Origin of the sequence: Mesorhizobium sp. B1-1-5 (assembly GCF_006443065.1) — a bacterium.
GTDB lineage: Bacteria > Pseudomonadota > Alphaproteobacteria > Rhizobiales > Rhizobiaceae > Mesorhizobium.
In genome coordinates this window covers 1-18,909 of sequence record NZ_VFWS01000011.1, presented here as the reverse complement: position 1 = coordinate 18,909, position 18,909 = coordinate 1, and the positions used below count along the sequence as shown (strand labels likewise).

Annotated in this window: 20 protein-coding genes; 6 read left to right on the top strand and 14 right to left on the bottom strand. The window is 60.5% G+C overall.

Translation table 11 applies throughout. The annotated features are described in order from the left end of the window. Window positions 1–24 precede the first annotated feature (24 nt). The 10 genes from FJ980_RS06505 to FJ980_RS06460 all read right to left on the bottom strand — a co-directional run bounded on the left by FJ980_RS06505 (window position 25) and on the right by FJ980_RS06460 (window position 8,130). Window positions 25–582: a hypothetical protein gene (locus FJ980_RS06505; protein ID WP_140542109.1), complete on the bottom strand. Its 558-nt coding sequence runs from the start codon at window positions 580–582 to the stop codon at window positions 25–27. Next, complete coding sequence (locus tag FJ980_RS06500) at window positions 579–1,154, bottom strand: L,D-transpeptidase (RefSeq protein ID WP_140542108.1); 576 nt, start codon at window positions 1,152–1,154, stop codon at window positions 579–581. The genes FJ980_RS06505 and FJ980_RS06500 overlap by 4 nt, the downstream gene beginning before the upstream one ends. After that, a complete protein-coding gene (locus FJ980_RS06495) occupies window positions 1,141–2,304 on the bottom strand; it encodes an AAA family ATPase (RefSeq protein WP_140542107.1) in 1,164 nt (387 codons plus the stop codon). Before FJ980_RS06495 ends, FJ980_RS06500 begins: the two co-directional genes overlap by 14 nt. After that, on the bottom strand, window positions 2,301–2,924 hold the full coding sequence (locus FJ980_RS06490; RefSeq protein WP_246676327.1) for a TadE/TadG family type IV pilus assembly protein: 624 nt from the start codon (window positions 2,922–2,924) through the stop codon (window positions 2,301–2,303). The genes FJ980_RS06495 and FJ980_RS06490 overlap by 4 nt, the downstream gene beginning before the upstream one ends. Before the next feature lie 41 nt (window positions 2,925–2,965). Further along, a complete protein-coding gene (locus FJ980_RS06485; protein WP_281406319.1) occupies window positions 2,966–3,496 on the bottom strand; it encodes a TadE/TadG family type IV pilus assembly protein in 531 nt (176 codons plus the stop codon). Between the two features lie 5 nt (window positions 3,497–3,501). After that, a complete protein-coding gene (locus FJ980_RS06480; protein ID WP_140542105.1) occupies window positions 3,502–4,971 on the bottom strand; it encodes a pilus assembly protein TadG-related protein in 1,470 nt (489 codons plus the stop codon). A 61-nt stretch (window positions 4,972–5,032) separates the two neighbouring features. Beyond that, entirely contained in the window at window positions 5,033–5,335 is a 303-nt protein-coding gene (locus FJ980_RS06475; protein WP_140542104.1) for a hypothetical protein, read from the bottom strand. Beyond that, window positions 5,322–6,767, bottom strand: coding sequence for a type II and III secretion system protein family protein (locus FJ980_RS06470; RefSeq protein WP_140542103.1), 1,446 nt, complete (start codon window positions 6,765–6,767; stop codon window positions 5,322–5,324). Before FJ980_RS06470 ends, FJ980_RS06475 begins: the two co-directional genes overlap by 14 nt. 53 nt (window positions 6,768–6,820) lie before the next feature. Beyond that, a complete protein-coding gene (cpaB, locus tag FJ980_RS06465) occupies window positions 6,821–7,843 on the bottom strand; it encodes a Flp pilus assembly protein CpaB (RefSeq protein ID WP_140542102.1) in 1,023 nt (340 codons plus the stop codon). An 89-nt stretch (window positions 7,844–7,932) separates the two neighbouring features. Next, on the bottom strand, window positions 7,933–8,130 hold the full coding sequence (locus FJ980_RS06460) for a Flp family type IVb pilin (RefSeq protein ID WP_140542101.1): 198 nt from the start codon (window positions 8,128–8,130) through the stop codon (window positions 7,933–7,935). A gap of 495 nt (window positions 8,131–8,625) precedes the next feature. Between FJ980_RS06460 and FJ980_RS06455 the strand changes: the two genes are divergently transcribed. From FJ980_RS06455 to FJ980_RS06430, 6 genes are read left to right on the top strand one after another with little or no spacing between them, the layout of a single operon-like run. Further along, complete coding sequence (locus tag FJ980_RS06455; RefSeq protein ID WP_140542100.1) at window positions 8,626–10,005, top strand: CpaF family protein; 1,380 nt, start codon at window positions 8,626–8,628, stop codon at window positions 10,003–10,005. Then, on the top strand, window positions 10,005–10,976 hold the full coding sequence (locus tag FJ980_RS06450) for a type II secretion system F family protein (RefSeq protein ID WP_140542099.1): 972 nt from the start codon (window positions 10,005–10,007) through the stop codon (window positions 10,974–10,976). The genes FJ980_RS06455 and FJ980_RS06450 overlap by 1 nt, the downstream gene beginning before the upstream one ends. A gap of 37 nt (window positions 10,977–11,013) precedes the next feature. Then, a complete protein-coding gene (locus FJ980_RS06445) occupies window positions 11,014–11,943 on the top strand; it encodes a type II secretion system F family protein (RefSeq protein WP_140542098.1) in 930 nt (309 codons plus the stop codon). 52 nt (window positions 11,944–11,995) lie between these two features. Beyond that, on the top strand, window positions 11,996–12,541 hold the full coding sequence (locus tag FJ980_RS06440; protein WP_140542097.1) for a tetratricopeptide repeat protein: 546 nt from the start codon (window positions 11,996–11,998) through the stop codon (window positions 12,539–12,541). Further along, the gene (locus tag FJ980_RS06435) at window positions 12,538–13,083 is read left to right on the top strand and encodes a prepilin peptidase (RefSeq protein ID WP_140542096.1); all 546 of its coding nucleotides are present in this window, start codon (window positions 12,538–12,540) and stop codon (window positions 13,081–13,083) included. The genes FJ980_RS06440 and FJ980_RS06435 overlap by 4 nt, the downstream gene beginning before the upstream one ends. A 17-nt stretch (window positions 13,084–13,100) precedes the next feature. Further along, on the top strand, window positions 13,101–14,093 hold the full coding sequence (locus tag FJ980_RS06430; RefSeq protein WP_181181122.1) for a phosphatase PAP2 family protein: 993 nt from the start codon (window positions 13,101–13,103) through the stop codon (window positions 14,091–14,093). On the opposite strand, the gene FJ980_RS06425 is transcribed toward FJ980_RS06430, so the two are convergent. The 4 genes from FJ980_RS06425 to FJ980_RS06410 form a co-directional block, all read right to left on the bottom strand. Next, window positions 14,090–15,334: a penicillin-binding protein activator gene (locus FJ980_RS06425; RefSeq protein WP_348640647.1), complete on the bottom strand. Its 1,245-nt coding sequence runs from the start codon at window positions 15,332–15,334 to the stop codon at window positions 14,090–14,092. The two genes, FJ980_RS06430 and FJ980_RS06425, sit on opposite strands and share 4 nt — an antisense overlap. A 132-nt stretch (window positions 15,335–15,466) precedes the next feature. Beyond that, window positions 15,467–16,249: a lytic transglycosylase domain-containing protein gene (locus FJ980_RS06420; RefSeq protein WP_140542093.1), complete on the bottom strand. Its 783-nt coding sequence runs from the start codon at window positions 16,247–16,249 to the stop codon at window positions 15,467–15,469. Between the two features lie 128 nt (window positions 16,250–16,377). Then, entirely contained in the window at window positions 16,378–16,746 is a 369-nt protein-coding gene (locus FJ980_RS06415; RefSeq protein ID WP_140542092.1) for a hypothetical protein, read from the bottom strand. 72 nt (window positions 16,747–16,818) lie between these two features. Then, the coding region (locus FJ980_RS06410; RefSeq protein WP_140542091.1) for a DUF5801 repeats-in-toxin domain-containing protein at window positions 16,819–18,909 on the bottom strand (2,091 nt) is incomplete at its 5' end.

The window sequence follows — 18,909 nt, the reverse complement described above, 5'->3', positions numbered from 1 at the left end:
TCCGGGCGGCGAAAACCCGCCTGCTCAGTTGATCTTCTTGTAATAGACCTTGCCGTCGGGCTGCTGGATGCGCTGGTAGGACGGGTTGGGCCCCGGGGGCGCGACCTTGCGCTTGAACGCGGGCTGTCCGTCTCCGGCGCCAGCGCCTCCGTCGGCCGCTGACGCATCCGCCACCGTAGTGTTGTCGAGCACGGCCGGCTCGGCCGCGCCGGGCGCCGGCTCGCTGGCGGCGACGGGCTGGCCTTGCTCAAGCTTGGCGATATTGCCGTTGATCCGGCCGAAATTCGCCTGCAACTGATGGTCCAGCGTCTCGAACCGGCTCTGGAAACCGTTATTGACGGTGTCGATGCGCGCGCCGATCCGCTGCTCGAACTGGCCGAGCTGCTCCAGCCGCGCCTCCATCGTCTTGAGGTCGTTGACGCCGCGATAGAGATAGACTGCGGCCGTCACGTTGACGACGGTGACGAGCAACGCACCCACCGCCACGACGCCGATCAGCCTGGCCCGGCTGGGCTTTCCCGGAGCGGCTTCCCGGTGACCGAGTTCGATTGCCGGAACGTCCGGCTCGCTGATCATCGTCATTCAACCACCACCTTTGCGCCCACCGCGACGCGTTTGAAGAGATCGATCACATCGGTGTTCGTCAGCCGGAAGCATCCGGACGTGCCGTCGAAACCGACGCCCTTGGGATCGTTGGTGCCATGGATGCGATAGAGCGTGTCGCGCCCGTCGCGTGACAGATAAAGCGCCCTGGCGCCGAGCGGATTGTAGGGGCCGGCCGGCACCATTGCCGGCAGCTCCGGCCGGCGCGCGCGCATTTCCCTGGGCGGGCGCCATTCCGGCCATTCGGTCTTGGAGGCTATCTTGACCGTTCCGGTCCAGCCGAAGCCGTCGCGGCCGACGCTGATCTGGTAGCGCAGCGCATGCCCCGCTGCCGTCACCAGATAGAGCGCCTTCTCGTTTTTGCGGATGACGATCGTGCCGGGCTGCTCGCCGGTCTCGAAGGTGACCGCCTTGCGCAGGCTGGGGCCCATGGCCGGAAGCGGCGGCAGTCCCGATCCGGCCTGCGCCAAACCGCAGGCCGACACCAGCATCATGCCCGCCATAAAGGCGCCGGCCAGGCGCGCGGCAGTGAATCGGCTAGCGCTGGGCATTGTCCAGCCGTTCCTTGAACATGCGTTTGAGGTCCTTGTTGAAGCGCGCGCGTCCGTCCACCTCGGAAGGCAGGATGGCGCGATTCAGCGCGTCGGCCAGAAGCGCGTTGTCCAGCGCCAGCGATTTGATGTGCGGCGCCTTGAAGATCTTCTCCAGCTCGCTGCGCGAGAAGTGGTTGCCGAACCATTTGCGCTTGTGCTTGTTGGCGACCAGCGTGATGCTGACCTTGTTGCCGCGCAATTCGCGGATCTTCTTGTAGAGCCGCTTGCCTTGCCTGAGCGAAGCGACGTTGAGCTCGAAGACGATGAAGATCTCGTCGCTCGTGCGCAGCACCGAATCGTGCCACGGCGTCTCGATGTTGGGCAGGTCGATGACGATGTCGTCGAAGCGGTAGGCGACGAGATCGAGCAGCCTGAAGACGAAGTCGGAACCGCGCGGCTCGAACGGCAGTTGCGGCCGCTCGAAGGAATAGAGCGTGAGGCCGGAGGGCCGCGACAATTTGATGACGTCCATCAGCTCGACGTCGAGCCGGTCCGGCTGGCCGATGATGCCGGACAGGTCGAACTGGTTGAACTGGTTGAGATAGGCGCCGCAATTGGCGCTCTGGAAGTCGAGATCGACGAGGCAGGTCGAGGCCGCCCGCTCGGCCGATTTCGAGGCCAGATACTCGGCCGCCGAGATCGCCAGCGTGGTCGCGCCGGCGCCGCCGCTGGCTGCAATGAAGGTGACGATGCGGCTCTTGGTGCCCTGGCTGCCGGTGTCGTGGAAGGTAACGGCGTTGAGCAGCTCCTTGGGGTCGAGCGGCTTGTGCAGCCAGTCGGACGCGTTCATGCGCACCAGAACGCGCGTCTGCTCGGAGGTGAGCTCGTCGGAAATCGCGATCAGCGGCACCGACGCCCAGGCCGCGCGCGCCTCGACGATTGCCGGATTGCCGAGCAGCTCGCCATTGGCGAGATCGAGGATGATGATGCCGGGCCGGCTGTCGACAGGCGGCCCCTTGAGGAACTCCGCCGCGTCCGAGACTTTGACGTCATAGATCGCCAGCGCGTCGAGCCGCGTGGTGACATCGCGCTTGAAATTCGCATCGCCGGAAAACAGGGCCACCTGCTTGCGTTTTGTGGGGAGGACTCTGGTGTCGATGGCGTTCATGTTGGCGCGCTCGTTTTCAGGTCTTCGCCCGTCACCGTGCTCAGCATGGAGGGCATGTTGATATTTCCGAAGCCCATCAATCCGCTCAGGAAGAAGAACTGGAAAGTCCGGTTTTGCAGTTCGACGGTAATGGTGGGCACGGGGCCGCCGAGCCTGGTCTGGAAACCGAGTCCTGTCGCCGAATAGGTGATGACGACCTCGCTTCGCTTCAGGCCCGGAAGGAAATGGCACATGCCGGGCCTTTGGGTTCCGGTGAGGGCGGGGCAGGCGTCATCGTTCGTGATCGCTGTGTCGCCTCTGAAGATGCGGCTGAAGGCGTTGGAGGCATTGGTGTCGAAAATGGTGGATGTGCCGTTCTGGTCTTTGCAGGCCCCGGTGCTGACAGTGTATTTGCAGACGAATGAATAGGAGCCGGCGGCGACCGGCGCGCCAGGAACCGAGCTTGGCGCCGCGTTAGCCAGCGCGGTTGTCGACACCACCGGATCGGAAATCGAGGCAAGCCTGGCGCCGATCTGGACGGCCTTGGTTGCACCGTTCCATTGATAGAGAGCGTAGCCGAAATCGACGAAGCCGAACGTCAGCGCAAAGAGCAGGGGAGCGACGATAGTCATCTCGACCATGGCCGCGCCGTGCTCTGATTTTGCGAAGCGCCTCATCATTGTCAGAACCGGATCAACCGCTCCTCGTGGAAGTCGTTCAAGGTGATCGGGCCGATGTTGAGAAGCGCCAGCATCCCGACGCCGCTATAGGCGTAGGTACCGTCTGCGCGGACGATGCAGACCTGCGGGGTAACTGAGCGATATTGGGTGACACCCGAAACGACTGCGTCATGGCAGGAGGCACTGGCGGCAATGGTTACCGTCACATTTGGACTTTGTGTATTCCAATTTGGAACGCGCGGACTGCCTGTTCCTGTCGTGTTGCCGAACACCGCGATGTTGGCGGCAACAGTTGCACAATCGATCGTCAGGCCGGCATCGGTATAAAGTTGGCTGTTGCAGCGCGCCCCGAAACGGGCCGCATCGGTAAGACCGGCCTGCATCAGCAACCTGTCGTGAATCAGATTGCCAAATTCGAAAACGCCGGCCGACAGAAGCAGCATTAACGGCGCCACGAGTGTCATCTCAACGAGCACCGCGCCATGCTGGTCTCTACCGAATCTCCTTGACCTGCGGGCAATAGACCGAAACATCGCCATCACCTGTAGAGTTGCGCTTCGTCGCGGAAGAAGTTGTCCAAAGTGCCACGTCCGCCCTTGCCAGTGATGTCAACCAACTCAACGAATATTTCCTTGCCGTCCTTGATCGGCTCGGTGATGAAAAAGCTACCGAAGGCGCGGGCGGGAACATTCGTCAGTCTCCCGCTAAGCTTGTAGCCCTGTGCCGTGAGACTGTTGCAATCCAAGATCGCGCCGTAGAGGATTCGCCTCTCCGGAATGGATGTTGAAGCGATATTGCACGCCGGGACGCCGGCGTCGTTATTCGACGACATGTCTTTGATGCGGTCAGGGTGAGTGTAGGTCTCGTACTGATAGACTTCATAGCGTGTCGGGTTGGTGCCTAGTGCCGTAGGGAGTGACGGTTCTGACGAGGCGCTGTGGGCATATTGCCAATAGAGTGATGGTTTCCAGTCACCGTTGCCGAGCATTCCGGCATCTGTTCTCGTACCATCAAGCGGTGTGCAGTTCGGGTAGCATGAATCTCGTGTGAGGCCTGCACCCATGGTTACATTAGTTTCAAAGGTATAAGATTTCACCGCACCTTTCTGACATGTGACGGTCTTCAGGCCCATCCGGACATTGGGCCCGGGCGGATCGCTGGTGACATAGGTGCTGGTGAGGCCAAAACGGGCATTCAAGCCATCCTTCACCGGGCCGGCGTTTTGTCCGGGCTCGGTGCTAACCCCGTTGAGAGAGTAGCATCCCGAGGGCTTCGCTTTGGCTAGCGACTTTTCGAGATTACTGGCGCCGGTGCCAAGGGGAGATTGCAGGAACGCGAAATTTCCGGGGGTATAATACCCGTCGCCACGCAACTTGATCTGCTTTCGCCGATAGGCCTGATTATTCGCGGCCGTCTCAAGTGAAATGCCACCCGGATTATTTTCGTAGGGATTACAGATAAATACTGGCGTGTAGTCGCAGACGGATGTCGTGAATCCAGCCACCGCAGTGGCAGCAATATTGAAACTTCCAGTTGCTGAGGAACTTAGAAACGACACCGGGAACATCGCAGAGAACCCAACTGGGGTCACGGTGATTTGCACGAAACGGGCCTTCTTGGCGTCAGTTACTTCGTCGGTAATGACATAGGCCGCCGGAATCGGGGCATTGTCTGCTGGCAGACTGGTCAGATAGCGCCTTGTCACCCCGGCTGCTGAAAGCGCCTGTGGCCCTGGGGTTTGCGAGTCTGAAAAGCTGTACTGATTGGAGACCAGCGTCGTAAGTGCGCGATCGGCTCGGACGATACCGTCGGATTGACCGTCAAGTTCGGCTGCAGCAGCCAGCGCAAATGCGTCCGCCCCTTTCTGCAGATCGAAATGCATGTTGTTCGCCCGGCTCATGTCGATGACCAGCAGCGAAAAGCCGATGATTGCCGGCAGCATGATGCTGACAAGGACGAGCGCTATGCCGCGCTGATCGCGCCAGAATTCACGAATGGTCCTCAACATGATCCTACTCTCTGTTCCATTCGTGCCAGGCGTCCTCGCTTGCCTGACGAACCGCATCCTTCTACTTCGCTGCGCTGGTCTCGCTCGACGGGCCGACATTGACCGTCATGTTGGTCGCCGGCGCGGACCCACCTGGCGGAAGTTTGTATTTCTGAACCACGGCGACTGACCGCGCGCCGTTGCCCTCGATCTTCGTGTTGTTGGAAACCGGATTGTACGGGTCGACCGTCTGCAGCAGCTGATTGGTCTTCTGCGAGTCGCCGGAAGCCAGCGTCATCGTATCGTAATTGTTCAGATAGTCGGCCGCGCAGCCCGTCAGCAGGCTGGTGCCGAGAAGGACGAGCAGGAGCTTATTTCTTGACATAGACCAGCTTGTCCTTCGATTTCACGTCCAGCATGTGGCCGTAGGGGCCGGTGACGCCTTCGCCATGCTCGTACATGCGGATCATGTCCTTGTTGACTTCGAGCTGGCCGAGCAGCATGAGCTCCGGGTCGTTGGCCGGTCTCGTCTTGTCGAAAGGCGTTGCCAACTGCTCGCCGGGCCGCACCGGGCGCACCAGATGCGGCGTCACGATGACGACCAGCTCGGTCTCTTCCTTCTGTGTGCTCGAATTATGGAACAGCGCGCCGATGATCGGCACCTGGCCGAGCCAGGGCACCTGATCCTGCTGCCTGGTGTTCTTGCTGGAGAGCAGTCCGCCGACCGCGAAGCTCTGACCGTCGCGCAAATCAACCACCGTTGCCAGCTTGCGATTGGTGAAGATCGGATCGCCGGCGGGGGTGAAGCCGGTCAGGTCGCTGACTTCCGGCGCCAGCTTGATATGGATCTTGCCGTCGTCCAGCACCACCGGCGTGAAGTTCAAATTGACGCCGAACTGCTTGAACACGATCTCAACTTCGCCTTGTCCGTTGACGCTGCGTATTGGCACTTCGCCGCCGGCGTTGAAGCTGGCGGTTTCGCCGGAGACCGTCGTCAGATTCGGCTCGGCCAGAAGACGCACAACGCCTTTCGACTCCAAGGCTTCAATGATGAGATCGACCTTTACGTTGCTGTCGATGACCCGGGTAATCAATGCTCCAAATGGACTAGCAGTGGACAGCAGCCCGCTGAGAAGGTCGCCTGACCCCAGCACGACCTTGTCCTTATCAACTGCCGCAACGCCCGTACCCGTTAGCGTCGTGCCGCGACTGTTCGTACTCCTGATCGATACACCGAGATCGCGGCCTGCATTGCGCTTGGCCTCGAGGATGCGCACCGAAAGATTGACCTGTTCGCTGTCGTCAATGGTGACGGCATTGATGATGGAGTCAGGCCCGTATTGCTGCGTGACTTCCACGATGGATGCCAGCGTCGCGGCGTCCTTGACGTGACCGCTCAGGCGAACCTTGCCGTTGATCGAGCCGATCTCGATCCGCGCCTTCGGCGCCACCTGGCGAATGGCTACAGCCATATCGCTGACATCCTGGCCGACCTCGATCTGGATCGCGCCTAGCGAGCGCTTGTCCTCGGAGAAGAGATTGACCGTGGTGGTGCCGACGCTCTTGCCGATGATGTAGAGCGTCTTGTCGGTCATGGGCTGCGCGTCGGCGATCTTCTCGTCGCCGACGACGATGTCGCCCAGGGTAGCGTTCACCTGGATCGTGGCGGATTGGGAAACGGGCACGAACACGCGGTGCAGCGACGGGCTCGACACGTCGATGAAGCGGTCGGCCGCCGCAGCCGGATGGCCGGAGATCGCCGATACGCCCAACACGGATAGCGCGGCCGCCGCTATCCTGACCCAAAACCCCTTCATTCCCCGTCTCCCCGCTTGCTGCCCCAGGACAGCCTCCGCCGCGCCGACCCTCGTCAGTCTTGTCGCGGCACTTCATACGACTCCAGCTTGATACCACGGAACACCCCGATCGTCGCCAGCTTGGGCGGTTCCGGCTGCACGTATTTGATCACTTCCTTCGCCGGCTGCTGAGGCGCGGCAGTCACGACCGTAACCGGCTTTGTCTTGCTCATCTGGTCGAGTTGGCTGCCGACCCGTTCCACCGCCTTGGCCAGGCCATCGATCTTCTGGTCGGCCTGCTTGCGCGCGGCCTCCTCGGCGGCCTGCCTGTCAAGCTCGGCCTGGCGCTTGGCGAGGTCCTCTGGGGTGTCAGCGGTCAAGTCCGCGAGCGTTACCCTCTCATTCGTTTCGCTTTTGCTTTCGGCGGCCTGGCGCAATGCCAGTGACAATTGTCCGGCGCCGGCCGCAAGCGTTAGCTTCTGCGCGTCTTTGGTGTTGACTTCGACCGTAACTGCCTTCACGACCTGCGGCGCGTCCTTGCTTTCGTCGGCGACCTGGTCGACGGCGAGCACCTTGACGCTTTGCAGCAGAACGTCGACGAAGCTCTTGTCGGCACCGTCATCGCCACGCGAAGTGCGCGTCAGCAGGACGTCGACCCTGTCGCCGGGAAATACAAACCCCGCGACGCCGAGCACGTCGTTGACGCGGATGGAAACTGCTTTCATGCCCTCGGCCAGCACAGCTGATAGCGTGGCGCGCTGGCCCGGGCCGGTAATCTTGGTCGCGAGAATAGGTTCATTGGCGCTGATCGATTGCAGCGCCTGGCGCGCCCCGTTACCGGCCATCGCCTCTTTGACCGTCTTGAAGGCGCCCACCGGCACAGCTCCCGCCGGCCACGCAATCTCGCGCAATTTGTCGGTATTCAAAGCGTCGCCAAATTTCAGCGGCACCGCCGCGACTACAACTGTGCTGACCTGCACGCCGTTGGATTGAGCCAAAGCGCTACGCTGGCCCGCCAGCCAGATGTTGACGAGTACGACCGCCAGCACGCCGAAGATACCGGCGAGCACGATCATGATGAGTGTATTGGCGCGCATTTCTCGCTGCCCCCGCAGCTGTTGATTAATTTTCGGTCGAATGAATGTCAGGCCCGAACGATTTGTTCGGGCCTGACAAGGCTATCGGCTCAGCCGCAGGCCACAGTTGAATTTGTATCCAGCGTGGTGCAGAGGGCGCTCCACGTTCCCGTGATCCAGGTCGCGACCAAGACGATCGTCGCGATCGTGGCGGCAGCGATCAAGCCGAGAAGGATCGTATATTCGACCATAGCAGCGCCGTTTTCGTCGTCGCGGAACTGCCGGGTCATCGTCATGAGCTTCTTCATGCCAATTTCTCCCTTTGGAGGTTTGAACCCGACGAGACAGAGCTAAGGATGAACCCCATACCCAAGCATCCCCCGTCACGTTCAATCCTAGGTCGCGCGAAAAAGCAGTGTCAAACGGATTAACGGAAGTTTAACCCTTCAATACTCGATCTGAAGCTCTCTCAATTTCGATAAAGGCTTGATTCGCCTCATTTTTCAAGTCATTTTAACCATTCATTCACAATTCCGCCGCGGCAGCGTCCCATTGCCGGCGTATTAGAAATTCGACATAATTCAGTATATCTAATGCCTTAGCAGACTTAAGTGTATTAGTCGCGGCAAAGGTCTTAGGACTTTGGTCTGTGTAAGTGGAGCGGGTTTGAAGCAGTTATATGGAAGTTTGATCGCCTTCTTAACTATGTCGCAAGTAATACATGGACTGTGGCCCGGAGGCCGCTTGTGCCACTCGTGGTTAACGCTTAGTTTCAGGCTCGGGAACAAAAAGGGGCGGGCGGCATGTTGGGTCGCTTCATCAAAGGGCAAGGTGAGCAACGGGCGCAGCAGGTGGCGCCTGTGGTTGCGGCGGCCAACGGGACAGCCGCGGCAACGGATGCCGAACCGCAAGGTCTCGACTTTCTGACCTTGAAGGTCGAGCTTCATCGCCATCTCATCGACCGTTTCAACCTGACGGCGCTGGAAAATTCGTCGAAGGACGAGATCTTGGATGAGATCCGGCCGATCGTGCGCGAGTTCGTGCGCAGTCGGAACGTCCCCTTGAACGCCCGCGAGCTCGATCAACTGACCAGCGACACGGCCGACGAGATGTTGGGACTTGGTCCGATAGAGCCTCTGCTCAAGGACGATTCGATCACCGACATCATGATCAACACCCATGAGCGCGTCTTCATCGAACGTCGCGGCATGATCGAGGAAACCGCGATCCGCTTCCGCGATGAGGCGCACCTGCTGCGCATCATCAATAAGATAGTCTCGGCCATTGGCCGCCGGGTCGACGAATCCGCGCCGATGGCGGATGCGCGCCTGGCCGACGGCTCGCGCGTCAATATTGCCGTGCGGCCGGTTTCGGTCGATGGCCCGCTGGTCTCGATCCGTAAATTTTCGAAGAATCCTTATTCGCTGGAACGCCTGATGGCGTTCAATTCGATCCGCCAGCCGATGATCGATATGCTCAGGATCGCGGTGCAGGCGCGCAAGTCGATCCTGGTTTCAGGCGGTACCGGCAGCGGCAAGACGACGCTGCTCAACGCGCTGTCGAGTTACATTCCATCGAAGGAGCGCCTGGTCACCATCGAGGACGCGGCGGAACTGCAACTGCAGCAGCCGCATGTCGGCCGGCTGGAGACGCGCCCCCCCAATGTCGAGGGCAAGGGCGAGATACGGCAGCGCGAGCTGGTGAAGAATGCGCTGCGCATGCGGCCCGACCGCATCATCGTCGGCGAAGTGCGCGGCGAGGAGGCATTCGACATGCTGCAGGCCATGAACACCGGCCACGAAGGCTCGATGACGACGATCCATGCCAACACGCCGCGCGATGCAATCTCGCGCCTGGAGCAGATGGTCGGCATGGCCGGATTGCCGATGACCCATGACTCGATCCGGGCGCAGATCGCGTCGGCCATCGACATCATCGTGCAGACGCAGCGTCTATCCGACGGAGGAAGGCGCGTCGTCTCCATCTCCGAGATCACCGGCATGGAAGGCAACATCGTCCAGTTGCAGGAAATCTACCAGTATGTCAGGCGCGATGTTGCCGCCGATGGCGCTATAGTCGGTGATTTCCGCGCCACCGGTGTTCGTCCGCGCTTTGCCTCCGAAGCCGCTACGCTAGGGCTTCATTTCGCCAAGGATGCCTTCAACCCGCAGGTGCCGCTGTAATGCTGACGGGACAGGCACTACTCTACTTCATCTATGTGGTCGCGGCCGCCGCTGTCATTCTTGCCGGCGAGGCTTTGTACCTCTCCCTTACCCGCCGCCGCTCGCGCCAACTTGCGGTCAATCACCGGTTGCGCCGTATTGCCGACGACGCGCCTGCGGAACAGACATTGCAAAACCTGCTGCGTGAACGCGGCCTGACCGACACAGGCGACTTCGTCTCCGGCTTTGTCTGGTTGAACCGGCTGTATACCCAATCCGGCATCACCGGAAATCCAATGACCTTCGCGGCGTCGTTCGTTCTCGCCGGTTTGACGTTAGCTCTAGTTTCTTGGTTCCTGCTTCGCTTCTCGGCGCCAGCAGCGCTCATCTTATTCCTGGCGGTGAGTTTCGTATTGCCGCTTCTCGTCTTGCGTCGGTCTTGCAACAAGCGAATCCAAAAATTCGCCAGGCAATTGCCGGATGCGCTCGACATGATCGTGCGTTCGCTCCGCGCCGGCCATCCAGCTTCGGTGGCCATCGGGCTCGTCGCGCGCGAAATGCCTGATCCGCTTGGCACCGAGTTCGGCATCGTCGCCGATGAGATCACCTTCGGGCTCAGCATGGAGCAGGCGGTACGGAAATTGTCGGAGCGGGTCGGTTTCGAAGGTTTGCATCTGCTCTCGGTGGCGCTTTCGATCCAGGCCAAGACCGGCGGCAACCTCACCGAGATCCTTGCGAACCTATCGTCCGTGCTGCGCGAACGGCAGAAGTTGAAATTGAAAATCAGGGCGCTTTCGGCTGAGGGTCGCATTTCCGCATGGATCATTTCATTGTTTCCTGCGATCATGTTTCTGATCCTGATGCTCATATCACCGTCATATTACGGCAAAGTCTGGGACAGCCCCCTGATTTTGCCAGTATTCTTGTCGTTCGGGTTATGGGCGCTACTTGGTGACTACATTATGTATCGTATGGTCACTTTCGACTTCTAGGGGCGGCGGCGTGGGCCTACTTTCGAATACAAATGACTTGACACTTTTCGTCTCCCTGGCCGTTTTCGTGGCGGCAGGGGCGTTGTTCCTGTTCGCTGCCTTAGTATTTCTGCCGGCGATGCAGACGCGTAGGCTGGTTACCGACAGTCTCGTAGGGGATGGTCCAGTGGATCGCCGTTCGATCCTAGGACAGGATAAGCTTGCCAAGGCGGCGGCGCAGAGACCGATCGAAGCCTATTTCAAGTCGATGGAGAAGGAGCGCAACGAGCCGGACGCCCTCGAGGCTAAGCTCTTTCGCGCCGGCTTTTATCAGACCAGTGCCCCCCTTATCTACACGCTATGCCGACTGGGCGCTGTCGCCATAGGCTTTCTGTTGGCCTACGCTCTCTTTTCAAAAGTATTGCCGCCGCGCCTGCCCGGCTTCGTTGCGTTCGCTGGCGCTGGCTTGATCGGTCTCGGCTGCATCGTCATCCCGAGCATCATGCTTGACCGCTTCGAGAATGCGCAAAAGCTGATCTATCGACGCGCCTTTCCTGATTTCATGGACATGATGATTACCTGCGCCGACGCCGGCATGAGCTTGGAGGCGGCGGTCGAGCGAGTCAGCCAGGAAATGGCCGGCACGCACAAATGGCTCGGCATCCAACTTACGATCATGAACCTGCAGTTGCGAGCGGGCAAGCCGTTGCGCGAGGCCTTGCGCGAGCTCTCCGATCGCATCGGGCTCGAAGAAGCAAAGGCTTTGGCGGTGCTGTTCCGGCAATCGGAAGAGCTGGGCACCAGCTTAACCGATGCCTTGCGCGTTTACAGCGCCGAAATGCGCGGCCAGCGTATCCTGCACGCTGAGGAGCGCGCCAACGCCTTGCCGGTCAAGATGATGATCCCGCTGGGGCTCTGTATCTTTCCTGTCGTGATGATGGTGATTATGCTGCCGGTGATCATTCGCATGAAGGGCATTTTCTTCTAGTCCGTCATATGATTAGATTCTAAAATAGAGTCGGGGACTCGTGGGACACACAATGACAAAGCGCCTCGCAGCCGCGGCCAGTCTGCTGCTGATCTTCTTAGCCGGTTGCCAGACGAGCGACTCCACGGGCGGCGTGGTGCGTACCAACGAGCCCGCCAAGGGCGACTATACGGCCTTCGGCGATACTTTCGACGGCCTGAAGACAGTGAGCGATGTTGACTACTATGCCTCCGACCAGGCAGTCACCGAAGCAAAGACGCAGTTCCGTTCCGAAAATTACGGCAATGCCGGTGCGTTGTTCTACAAGGCCACAAGGCTGGCACCCAATGACGGCGTCGCCTGGCTTGGCCTCGCCGCCTCCTGCGATCGCATCCGGCGCTTCGACCTTGCCGACATGGCTTACGGCAGGGCTTACCGGCTGCTCGGCGCGACGCCGGAATATTACAACAATCTCGGCTATTCCTATCTGCTGCGCGGCAAGCTTCAGGACGCGCGCAGCAATTTCCTCAAGGCCTATGAACTGGCGCCCAACGATCCGACGATCGCCAACAATCTGAAGCTGCTGTCGTCCAGCGTGCGGAACATCGAGCGCTCATGAGTCTTTTGTTGGTTGCGTCGCTTGTGTTCAAGGCAGTAGCAATTCTGCTGCTCGGGCGGATTGCCTGGACTGATTTCTCCACGCAGCGCATATCCAACCGAGATGTACTGCTTTTGCTTTGCCTTGGCCTAGGGACTTTGCAATTTCAATCCTTGCAAGCTCATTCATGGTTGGAAATGGGCATCAGCGCATTCGGCGGTCTTGCCTTGTTCCTTGCACTTTTCCCGTTCTGGCTTTTACAAAAGATCGGTGCCGGAGACGTGAAGTTGATGAGCGCCACGCCGTTTCTGATTGGCGGAAGCAACCTCGCCATGTTCTCGATATTTCTGCTCGCTTTCGCGCTCGCTACGCTGGCCGTGGTCAAGAATCCCTTCCTGCTGCCAGCGGGAATGTTCCGCCACTACGTGCAGCACATGGACCGCAAGGGGATCGTGCCGTTCGGAGTGCCGATATCCGCCGCTGCCATATGCGCGGTGGCCCTACAAATGTACCACGCCATCGTGGTGGCAACCAGTTCCGGCATACTGGAACAACTGAACTAAGGGAGCTAGGCGTTGCCGTGCGCAGTACCGGGTTCAGACTGGTCGCTACCATCGTTGCAATTGCACTAGGCTTCTTTGTCGCGGACTTTTTTTGTTTCCACGGTTCGAACATCGTTCTCGATCCACGAAACTGGTTCGAGCTTGCCCAAGTTTTAATGGTGCTGGCAGCAGTCGTTGTCACGATGAAGCTCGTTGAACGGCGAATAAGACAGGACAAATCACGGATTGGGGGGTTCATTGCGACCAGCGCCACGGCCGTCTGCTCTTTGGCCGCGAACGCCTCCCTGTTCGTCCCGCTGACGTTTGCATCAGTCTGGTTCATGTATCTGGCGTCCGCAACCGACAGGCCATTGATGGATCAAACGCTCGCAGCATTTGACGCGGCGATCGGGTTTGACTGGCGAGCCTTTCTCTCGTTTACGAACAAGCAGCCGCTAGTCGCCGAGACGCTCGTTTTCGCCTATCATGCATTGGGGCGGCAGCTTCCGCTCCTGATCCTTTTGCTGGCTTTCGCAAGACGTCCTCGCCTCACCGAGTTCACTGCCTTGCTGGCAGTCTCGTCGGCGCTGACCGCCACGCTAATGTTGTTTGTACCGGCGGCTGGAGCCTACGCATATTTCCAGCCAGGTCCAATCGAGTTCAGCAATTTCACGGCCCGAGCGGGAATGTGGCATTTCACTGAACTGATGAAGCTCCGATCGGGAGAGCCGTTTCATCTCTTGGTTACAAGAGCCGAGGGCCTCGTTACTTTCCCGTCCTTTCACACCGCACTAGGCATTTTGGTCGTCTACGCGCTTCGCGACTATCGGTGGCTCTTCTGGCCCGTAGCTTGCCTGAATGGGATAATGATCATCAGCACGCTTCCAGAAGGCGGGCATCACCTCATTGATGTGATTGCAGGCACGATCGTGGGGTTAGTCTCTATTCTTGCCGTGAAATTTATCGCGGGATATCAGCCACGACTCGCCGCTGCAAATGCACAGCTAACATCAGACGTCTCCGCCCCCTAAAACCCCGACGTCGACTTCTCCATCAGCTTAAGCTTACCCTTCTCCACCCTGAAGAACGGCATCGACCTTTGGCTCGAGCCGTCGGCGCGGAAGCGGAACAGGCCGGTCGAGCCGCGGAAGCCGCTGGTGTTTTCCAGCACCTGCTTGCTGAAGCCGTCGGGGCCGGCGGAGCTGGCGATGCCCGCGCTCAGCGCCACCACGTCGTAGGCATAGGCCACGTTGACGTCCGGCTGGTAGTTGTAGGTGGCCTTGAAGCGGTCGGCGATCGGGCCGGTCTCGCTCTGGTCGAGCGTCGCGATATAGGCGCCTTCGTAGAGCGGATCCATCGGGCGCTCGAGCCAGCGGTCGGTGCCGATCAGCGTCACCGCCTTGCCCGGAATGCTTTTGGCCTTCAGCGCCGCGAGCACGGCGATAGGGCTGCCGTCGCCGCAGGCGACGACCACGGCGTCGGGCGCCTCGACCAGCGAGCCCATGTCGGACACCACCTTGGCGCCGCCGTCGCTCGCCGAATAGGGCAGCGTCACCGCAAGCGTGGCGCCATAGATGCTGAGCGCGTTGGCCACCCGGGATTCAATCGGGCTTGAGTCCGCGCCCGAAGGCACCAGCAGCACGAATTTCCTGGCGCCCTTGGCGGCGACCGCCGCCGCGCCCGCCGCAGCGCTATCGGCTTCGCCGAGCCGCACGGAATAGACGCCGGGGCCGCCGGCGAAATTGTCGGCCAGCGCCAGCACCGGCGGCCGCTTGGAGCCGGAGAGCTTGGCAAGGTGCTGCGCGGCCGCAAGCTCGGACGGCCCGATGACGACCTTGACCGGGCCGGACGTGATCGCCTTCACCGCGAGGTCCTTGGCGTAGCCGCTGTCGCCGCGCGTATCCTCGATCGTCAGCGTCAGAAGCTTGTCGCCGAGATCGGCCATCGCCAGCCGCGCGCCGTCATACATTTTCCGGCCGTTCTCGCCCGTGCTCCCGGGCGCCGAAAGCGGCAGCAGCATGGCCACCTTGGTCGGCCCCGTGCCGAGCGTCAGCTGGGCCTTGGCGGCGGCGGCCGAGGCCGGGCCGGCCGAGGTCGCGCTGGCCAAGGCCGGACTACCCAAGGTCTGGCCGCTTGCCTGCTGGGCAGGCGCCGCGGGCGCGCCCGCCTGGCCGGCGGGTGCAGCGACCGCCGACGGATCGAGCACGTCAGACGCGCCGCTCTTGGACTGGCATGCGCACAGCGTCGCGACGAGCCCGAGAGCGAGAGCCAACAGACGCGGATCGTGCCGCTCACATTTCATTTGATGCTTCCATCCCATCTGCCGCCAGTATTCGTCCCGGTCTGCCTTCACTTCTCTTAACGTTTGCCTGCCCGGCCGTCCCGCAATTCTTGCGTCATGGCTTCAGCCGTCGAACAGCCGCGCTCTCAGCGCCTGGATCGTCCTCGCCTGCGCCGGGCTGCGATAGTCGGCGCATTTCATGTAGCGCGGCCCCGGCACGAACGATCGGCGCACGCAGACGCGTTTCTCCTGGCCGGTAACGGCGCCGTCTTGGGAAGCGTCGGAGAACCCGATCGTCGAGACGTCGGAGAATCCGATCGTCCAGACGTCGGAGAAGCCGATCGTCGCCACCGGCAGCGGCCCGGCCGCGTCGAGCCCTTCCCGTGCCAGGATTGCGCGTGCGCGCCGGCAGTAGTCGACCGAACGGACCGAGAAGCGGGTCTCCCCGTGCCCGGCGCGGTATTTCATCACGGTGGTGCAAAGATCGCCCGCGGCGAGCCTGTTTGCCTGCGCCAGATATCTGACGCCGAGCGCGATGTTGGTGGCCGGCTCGCCAAGCTCGTCGAGCGAGCCGCGAAAGCCGAGCATCCGCGCCGTTGCCGGCATGACCTGCATCAGCCCGACCTCGCCGTCGGCGCCGCGCACGCCGGGATCGAAGCCGCTTTCGATCTCCATCACCGCATGCGCCAGCACCGGCTCGAGGCCGTAGAGGGAGGCCTGGCAGGTGGCGAATGCCTTGAATGTCGCGCGCGTCCGCTCGGGCGCCGCGTCGCAGCGCACGGGCTGCGTCCGCTGCGGCTGCGGTCGTTCCAGCCAGTTGGCGTGGACAGGTGTTTGCCCCAGGCCAAGCAAGGCGACCGCCAGGGCAATTCCAGGAAAACTGCGCAGCGGTCTTCCGTTCGGCATTGCGTCAAGACAAAGAGATGGACCGTTTCGCCGTTTCGGTGAAACGCCGGACCGGCCCAGCGCGACCGCCTTCGCCGGTTCTCCGTCGGCCACCATCGCAGCCAGCCGGCGTCCGTTTGCCCGTCAGCTCAGTGCATGTACTCGACCATGCGGTCGTGGAAGCACTCGCATTTGTTGAGCGTGTCTTCGTCCTTGTAGTTCGTCTTGAGGTAGCCATAGGCCATGCCGCAGGCGACCTTGGCCTCCGAGGCCCAGACGAAGGCGGGGCGCGACGAGTTGATCCATTCCGGGCTGTTGGCGACGGCGACCGATTCGTCCATCAGCTTCACCACATGGTCCTTGAGCTCGACCATGTTGTCGGTCAGCACCAGATCCGATGTGCCCACCGTGCGGCAATAATTCACCGCCGGCTCGCCGATGATATCGGCGGCAAAACCCGTCGACCCGGCCACCAGCAACGCCGCGACTGATGCCAGCAATCTTACGGAATGTCTCATGTAAGCCCCTCTCCGAATTGCGAATTCACGCGTTGCTGATGTTTAGCATGGAAGCGTGGTGGCGCATAAGTGCTAAATGGTGGCCGTGTGCTGCACATGTGCGTTGTCGTCATAGAGAATGTTGATGGTGGCGGGTGGATTTGTGAGTTGAGCCACACTCACGAAATTGGCACCACCGGTCGTGCCATCGGCATCGACGCTCAACGTGCCGTTGGTGTAATGGACATAGTCGCTGATGTTGCCGGCTGGTGCCGTCTCAAACAGTGCGGTCAAATCGATCTTGTCACCGTCCGCGCTGTTATAGTCGGTGATCAGATCGTTGATACTCAGCTCGAGGTGATCGAGCTTGAAAGTATCGGCGCCGATCCCGCCAGTTAGTGTGTCTGCCCCTGCGCCGCCGACAAGCAGGTCGTTGCCCGCCCCGCCAACAAGGGTGTCGTTACCGGCTCCACCTGAGAGATAATTGTCTCCGGAGTTGCCGTACAGATGATCGTCGCCAGAGCCGCCGATCAGCCCTTGGATATTTGTGAGCGTGTCACCAGCCGCGTCGCCGCCGCCGATACTGCCCGGCGCCGGATTGTTTAAGTCTACCGGTGCGCCCGATGCGGACCCGTTGTCGGCGAGATGGATCGAGATAGCGTCATGGCTGCCCGAATAGTCGACAATATTCAGTGTCCCTCCGGCGCCATCAAATTGGTCGGTGCCGCTCCCGCCGTGGAAAACATCGTTTGCCGCAGTGCCGACAAAGTGGTCGTTCGGCGTAGCTCCGCCAACCGAGGTGACGTCGAAGCTGGTACTGACAGCATCATTGTCCCCGTCTTTGCCGCTCACGTTGACAGTGAAATGCATGTCGCCAGCAGGATGGGATTCCGAGTAGGACAACGTCGAGAACGACACCTTGATGTCGTTGGTTTTACCTGGTTCATCAACTCCCGTCAGTGTCGCAGATGTAATACTTGTTAAGCCGTGGGCCGTGAGGTCGCTTTGCGTGATAGTAAGGTAGGCGGTCGTTGAATCGATGGTTTTAAGTATTGTAGCGCTTGTTATACCATCGGATACTGTAACGCTTATCACGCCTTTATTGTCAACATCGGCAATCTTCAGGCTGAAATTGGACAACGCGCTAGGAAAATCCATCTTGAAACTGTCGCTAACGTCGAAGGTCGGATTTCCAAGTCCGAATGCATGGCCGCCGGGCTCTGAATTGTCCGTATACGCATTGAAGTTAGCTGTAGCCGCCGACCCGGTATCATCCGTCAAGGCAGTCAGTTGCACTACGCCGAAGTCATAATTTCCGGTCGGTGAATTCGCGATGCTGGTAGCCAGATCAATCGTTGTCGACGTTCCAGGCCGCACCGCCGACTGGATGACATCGTAGGTGCCATCGAGATGGAGTTGCACGGTAAAGATCTGCGTCCCGTCGGGAGCGAAGATGTTGACCGAGGAGCCTCCGGCAGCACTGGTTGTCCAGTCTGTTGGCAAGCTTGTGATGCCGGAAATTGTCAGCGATCCGAGGCCATCTGCTCCCGTATCGTACTGTAAGACGCCCTTTAGATCCCCGACTTCGTTTGAAACATAGGCGTTGGTCACAGTTCCAAACTGGGGGCCGTCGTCGTAGAACTGCAACGCCAACCCGCTTGCCGACGTCGCCGACGCCGTGTCCAGATCGCCATCCGTCGCCGTCGCCGTCACATACACCTTGTCCGACAGCGTCAGCAGGTCGTTCGGGTTCCCGACATTCGGATGATCCAGCGCCAGGATCTGCGTCAGCGTGGCGTTCGTGCCGCTGATCGAAACCGTGAACGCCAGCGCCCCTGCAGGGTCGTTGCCGACATGGCCCTCGATCGTCGACCCGTTCAGGAACAGATAGATCTCCGTCCCCGGCGCCGAGGTCGCGTGAAGCCCCGTCGCCGTACCCGTCCCAGCCGTCGTTCCGAACGCCGTTCCGTCCGAATGCGTCAGCGCATACGTCGTCCCACCGTTCCCGTCTGCGCCATACACCACCGGATTGAACAGACCTGCGATGCTCACCGCCGCGCTTTGCGACACACCGCCGGCAACATCATGGTCGCCCACCTGCGCGCCCGCCGTCTCGTCAACCGACAGCGTCGCACTCGCGCCGGCAACCGCCGTCACCTTCGGGCCGTCGTCGTAGAACTGCAA

Coding starts and splice junctions, on each gene's coding strand:
- FJ980_RS06505 (WP_140542109.1), bottom strand. CDS start 582: ATGACGATGATCAGCGAGCCGGACGTTCCGGCAATCGAACTCGGTCAC.
- FJ980_RS06500 (WP_140542108.1), bottom strand. CDS start 1,154: ATGCCCAGCGCTAGCCGATTCACTGCCGCGCGCCTGGCCGGCGCCTTT.
- FJ980_RS06495 (WP_140542107.1), bottom strand. CDS start 2,304: ATGAACGCCATCGACACCAGAGTCCTCCCCACAAAACGCAAGCAGGTG.
- FJ980_RS06490 (WP_246676327.1), bottom strand. CDS start 2,924: ATGGTCGAGATGACTATCGTCGCTCCCCTGCTCTTTGCGCTGACGTTC.
- FJ980_RS06485 (WP_281406319.1), bottom strand. CDS start 3,496: ATGTTTCGGTCTATTGCCCGCAGGTCAAGGAGATTCGGTAGAGACCAG.
- FJ980_RS06480 (WP_140542105.1), bottom strand. CDS start 4,971: ATGTTGAGGACCATTCGTGAATTCTGGCGCGATCAGCGCGGCATAGCG.
- FJ980_RS06475 (WP_140542104.1), bottom strand. CDS start 5,335: ATGTCAAGAAATAAGCTCCTGCTCGTCCTTCTCGGCACCAGCCTGCTG.
- FJ980_RS06470 (WP_140542103.1), bottom strand. CDS start 6,767: ATGAAGGGGTTTTGGGTCAGGATAGCGGCGGCCGCGCTATCCGTGTTG.
- cpaB (WP_140542102.1), bottom strand. CDS start 7,843: ATGCGCGCCAATACACTCATCATGATCGTGCTCGCCGGTATCTTCGGC.
- FJ980_RS06460 (WP_140542101.1), bottom strand. CDS start 8,130: ATGAAGAAGCTCATGACGATGACCCGGCAGTTCCGCGACGACGAAAAC.
- FJ980_RS06455 (WP_140542100.1), top strand. CDS start 8,626: ATGTTGGGTCGCTTCATCAAAGGGCAAGGTGAGCAACGGGCGCAGCAG.
- FJ980_RS06450 (WP_140542099.1), top strand. CDS start 10,005: ATGCTGACGGGACAGGCACTACTCTACTTCATCTATGTGGTCGCGGCC.
- FJ980_RS06440 (WP_140542097.1), top strand. CDS start 11,996: ATGACAAAGCGCCTCGCAGCCGCGGCCAGTCTGCTGCTGATCTTCTTA.
- FJ980_RS06435 (WP_140542096.1), top strand. CDS start 12,538: ATGAGTCTTTTGTTGGTTGCGTCGCTTGTGTTCAAGGCAGTAGCAATT.
- FJ980_RS06420 (WP_140542093.1), bottom strand. CDS start 16,249: ATGCCGAACGGAAGACCGCTGCGCAGTTTTCCTGGAATTGCCCTGGCG.
- FJ980_RS06415 (WP_140542092.1), bottom strand. CDS start 16,746: ATGAGACATTCCGTAAGATTGCTGGCATCAGTCGCGGCGTTGCTGGTG.